Raw genomic sequence first — 4,536 nt, 5'->3', positions numbered from 1 at the left:
CTCTACCAACTGAGCTAAAGTGGCGGTGTTCCGATTTTCCCATAAATTCGCCCGCGCGACAAAGCCAGTTCTTTTTTCCGTCACCCACCCTGGTGAAAAAGCCGGTTTTAAAGGGTTCTATAATCGGAAGCAATGTTAATACGAAAGTGACTCGAATTTTTCGGGAGCCGTGCCCGGCCAGCTATTCGGGAAACTTGAGGAAGGAAAGCTATCACCATGACTCGAAGCGCCACAGAAACTCAAGCCCTCCAACAACGTATTCGCCAGCTGGCTCAGGAAAAAGACGCCGTAATCTTGGCGCATAACTATCAATCTAGCGAAGTTCAAGACGTGGCGGATTTCACCGGGGATTCCCTGGCTTTGTCACGTTTGGCTGCTGAAGCCCCGCAGGGCACCATCGTGTTTGCCGGAGTTCACTTCATGGCGGAAACCGCCAAGATTCTTTCCCCGCAAAAACGTGTGTTGATTCCTGACGCCACCGCGGGATGTTCGCTGGCAGATTGCATTACTGCCGAGCAGCTGCGGGAGTGGAAAGCTGCCCACCCCGGCGCGATCGTGGTCAGTTACGTGAACACCACCGCCGCGGTGAAGGCAGAAACCGATGTGTGCTGCACCTCGGCCAACGCTATTGACGTGGTGAACTCGATTCCGGCGCAAACCGAGATTCTGTTCTGTCCCGACCGCAACCTGGGGACGCACGTGCGGCGCGTGACCGGCCGGAAAAACCTGGTGACCTGGGACGGGGCCTGCCATGTCCACGCCGCAATGACCCCCGACATTTTGATGCAAGGAATCCTCGCCGCGGGGGACGCGGATGTCTACATTCACCCCGAATGCGGCGGTACGCAGGCAGCTGTGGACCTCATCGAGGCCGGCAAACTCAGTGCGGAACGAGTGAAGGTGCTTTCGACCGGCGGAATGCTCTCGGAGGCGAAAAAGGCCCCGAAAGGTTCGCGAGTGCTGGTCGCCACCGAGGTCGGGATGCTCCACCCGCTGCGCAAAGCCAATCCAGAGGTCACTTTTGAACCGGTCATGCCCCAGGCGGCTTGCCCGTATATGAACCAAACCACTTTGGAAAACTTAGTCAGCTGCTTGGAAAACGGCCGCGACGAAGTCTTTGTGGACGAAGATATCGCCGCGCGCGCCCGAGCCAGCGTGCAGCGCATGATTGCCATCGGCAACACCGCCTCATCCCAGCAGCACTAGACGCCGGAACGCACTCCCATGGATGTCAACTGGACAATGACGACCCCGGTTCTGGTAGTCGGATCCGGAGCGGCGGGCTTGAGCGCCGTCATCAACCTGGTTTTTGCCGGGGTCGATTGCGTACTGGTGACGAAAAGCGACCTAACCGCCAGCTCGACTGACTGGGCACAAGGGGGGTTGGCTGCGGTTTGGGATCGGCAAGACACTCCCGAATCCCACTACGAAGACACCATCGTGGCGGGGGCGGGCTTGTGCAGTCAGACGGCAGTACGCACCCTGGTTCAGGAAGCCCCCCGAGCCCTGCAGTGGATGATGCGTATCGGAGCACGCTTCGACCGCAACGCAGCCGGGGAAATCGACCTGCACCTGGAAGGGGGGCATTCCGCGCGGCGCATCCTGCACTCCAACGGGGACGCTTCGGGCCATGAAATCGAGATTACGCTGGCAAAAAATGTCGCCGCTATGGACGGCGCGACCTGGAACACCGGCGGGCAAGGTGAACTGAAAGTCCTGGAGGACTGCGAGTTGTGCGATGTCCTGGTCGATGGAGAAGGCCGCGCCTGTGGTGCCACGGTGCGAGATTCCCGGCGTGGATTCGGGGTCGTTTCCGCTTTTGCGGTCATCCTCGCCACCGGCGGAATCGGCCAGCTGTGGAATGCGACCACAAACCCCGAAGTCGTCAACGGAGTCGGTTTGGCCGCAGCCCTGCGCGCCGGAGCCATCGGCCGCGACCTCGAATTCATGCAGTTCCACCCCACCATTTTTGTACCGCCCGTTAAAGTTAAGGGCGACCGGGGGGTACTCGTGTCCGAAGCGGTGCGTGGGGAGGGCGCTTTCCTGGTGGACGGGCAGGGCAACCGGGTCATGCGCGGGGTTCATCCCCAAGAGGACCTGGCGCCGCGTGACGTGGTTTCGGCGGCGGAACAGGAATACATGGTGGCTCACGGTTTGGATCACCTCTACTTGGATGCCACCAGTTTCGGAGTTCAGAAATGGAAAGAAATGTTTCCCACCATCTATGAGCTGGTTTCCAGCCGCGGGGTGGACCCCATTACCGAGCCGATTCCGGTCCGCCCCGGAGCCCACTACTATTGCGGCGGAATCGCGGCCACCATGAGCGGGCAAACGAACGTGGCAGGGCTCTATGCCATTGGGGAGGTGGCGTGTACCGGGGTGCAGGGCGCAAACCGCCTGGCCTCAAACTCCCTGACGGAAGCCCTGGTCATGGGCAGTTTAGTCGCTAAGCAGCTGGCGGAAGTGGACCTGCCGCAACTGCGATGCCGTCCGGTGGCGAAACCGGCAACGATTCCCCAGCCGGCGGTCATTGAACCCACGGTACTGGAAACAATCCAGGAAATCATGAGCCGCGACGTCTATGTGTTGCGCGATCGCGCCGGCTTGCAGCGGGCTCAGACTGAGCTGGAGAATCTGTCCCCCCACGCCACACTGGTAGCCCGAGCCCTAGTGGCACCGGCCTTGGCCAGAGAAGAATCCCGCGGCACCCACCGGCGAACAGATTTCCCGCACCGCCGCGAGGAATGGCGCCGGCATCTAGACGTGCAGTTGGGTCCAGACGGAACCTCACTGGAAGTCAGCGAGACTCCGGTGTGAACCCACAGGGCAAGCCGGACGTGAAAAAGGAGAGAAAAATGATGTTACCCACAGAAATCACCAGCGCTTTAGCGGCCGCGAAGTTGGATTCGCACCAGGTCACGGACTTTATTGAGGCGACTTTGGACGAAGACTTGGCTTATGGGCCGGACGTCACCACGGAGGCCATTTTTGATGACTCCCTCACTGTGCAAGCCCGGATGGTCGCCCGCGCGCCGGGTTGCCTGGCGGGGGTTCCCATCGCCGCCGCGGTACCTTTCGTGCTGGCGCAAAAGACCGGTGCCCCGACACCGCGGGTCGCGATGCGACACCAGGACGGGGCACGGGTTGAGCTAGGAGATGTCATTTTAGAGATAACTGCCGGTGCCAGGACTATGCTGACCGCCGAGAGGACCCTGTTGAACCTGGCCAGTCAGCTCAGCGGTGTGGCGACCGCGGTGGCGGCTTACGTAGATGCTATTGCCGGCGCCTCCGGTCAAAGTGGAACGACAGGTACAAAAGCGCGGGTGCGTGACACCCGCAAAACGATTCCCGGAATGCGCGTGCTGCAAAAGTACGCGGTGCGCTGCGGCGGCGGAGAAAATCACCGGATGGGGTTGGGGGACGCGGCGCTCATTAAAGACAACCACATCGCCGCAGCCGGTTCGCTGGCGGCCGCGGTGCAGGCGGTGCGGGCGCATGCCCCCCAAATTCCCCTGGAAGTCGAATGCGACACTTTGGAACAGGTTCGGGAGGCAACGGATCTCGGGGTTAGGCTGATTTTGCTGGATAATATGAGCCCGGAAACTATGACCAAAGCGGTGGCAATCGCGGCCTCGCACGGAGTGAAAACCGAGGCCAGCGGGGGTTTGACACTGAGTGACGCGGCAGCGACCGCCGCCTGCGGGGTGGACTATATCTCTGTGGGAGCCCTCACGCACAGCGCTCCCATTCTCGATTTGGCTCTGGACATGTAGGGAGTGGCCATGAATACGGGGGAGAATCGGGGCGGACTGGAACGGATAATGTCTCCGGACTGGGCGCAAACTATGGCTCCGGTCGAGGACCAGATTCACGCCATGGGAGATTTCCTGCGTGCTGAGCTGGCGGCGGGACGGGGATACTTTCCGGCTGGAGAGAATGTATTTCACGCCTTTCAGTATCCTTTGGCGCAGGTGAAGGTCCTGATTGTGGGCCAAGACCCCTATCCAACCCCCGGTCACGCCATGGGGCTATCATTTTCTGTAATGCCCGGTACAGAAATTCCGCGTTCGCTGGTTAATATTTTTAAGGAACTGCACCAAGATTTAGGCCTGCCCCTGCCGACTTCGGGAGACTTGCGGCCCTGGGCAAATCAGGGAGTCATGCTGCTAAACCGAGCTTTGACCGTACAACCGGGGAAACCTGCCTCCCACCGAGGCCGAGGCTGGGAGGCTATTACCGAGTTCGCAATCCGGGAACTCGCTAAACATCACGCTGCGCAAGGGCTGCCTCTGGTCGCCATTTTGTGGGGTGCTGATGCGCGCAAGACCAAAGAGTTTATGCCCCGCGTACCGTGCCTCGAATCGGTTCATCCCTCCCCGCTATCAGCGTCACGAGGATTCTTTGGTTCCCGTCCCTTTTCACGAGCCAATGAATTGTTGGTGGCCCAGGGCGGTCAGCCGGCGGATTGGCGCCTGCCGTGAGCGGCCGGTTATGGACGCGTTTGCGTAACTTTTTCCGTTGGGTTAACGGCGTGGG

Annotated in this window: 4 protein-coding genes; all 4 read left to right on the top strand. The window is 60.3% G+C overall.

All coding sequences use genetic code 11. The annotated features are described in order from the left end of the window. The first annotated feature begins 216 nt into the window (after positions 1–216). Genes nadA through AC5LBQ_RS09390 form a run of 4 tightly spaced genes read left to right on the top strand, consistent with a single transcriptional unit; the run spans position 217 to position 4,481 of the window. The gene (gene nadA / locus AC5LBQ_RS09405) at positions 217–1,206 is read left to right on the top strand and encodes a quinolinate synthase NadA (protein WP_493265313.1); all 990 of its coding nucleotides are present in this window, start codon (positions 217–219) and stop codon (positions 1,204–1,206) included. Positions 1,207–1,224: 18 nt separating this feature from the next. Further along, complete coding sequence (nadB, locus tag AC5LBQ_RS09400; protein ID WP_493265312.1) at positions 1,225–2,817, top strand: L-aspartate oxidase; 1,593 nt, start codon at positions 1,225–1,227, stop codon at positions 2,815–2,817. A 38-nt stretch (positions 2,818–2,855) separates the two neighbouring features. Beyond that, positions 2,856–3,773: a carboxylating nicotinate-nucleotide diphosphorylase gene (nadC, locus tag AC5LBQ_RS09395; protein ID WP_493265311.1), complete on the top strand. Its 918-nt coding sequence runs from the start codon at positions 2,856–2,858 to the stop codon at positions 3,771–3,773. A gap of 9 nt (positions 3,774–3,782) precedes the next feature. Next, positions 3,783–4,481, top strand: coding sequence for a uracil-DNA glycosylase (locus AC5LBQ_RS09390; protein WP_493265310.1), 699 nt, complete (start codon positions 3,783–3,785; stop codon positions 4,479–4,481). Positions 4,482–4,536 lie beyond the last annotated feature (55 nt).

Source organism: Mobiluncus sp., assembly GCF_985070215.1.
Note: the sequence above shows the minus strand (reverse complement) of the source record. Positions and strands in the feature narration are given on the sequence as shown.

Coding starts and splice junctions, on each gene's coding strand:
- nadB (WP_493265312.1), top strand. CDS start 1,225: ATGGATGTCAACTGGACAATGACGACCCCGGTTCTGGTAGTCGGATCC.
- nadC (WP_493265311.1), top strand. CDS start 2,856: ATGATGTTACCCACAGAAATCACCAGCGCTTTAGCGGCCGCGAAGTTG.
- nadA (WP_493265313.1), top strand. CDS start 217: ATGACTCGAAGCGCCACAGAAACTCAAGCCCTCCAACAACGTATTCGC.
- AC5LBQ_RS09390 (WP_493265310.1), top strand. CDS start 3,783: ATGAATACGGGGGAGAATCGGGGCGGACTGGAACGGATAATGTCTCCG.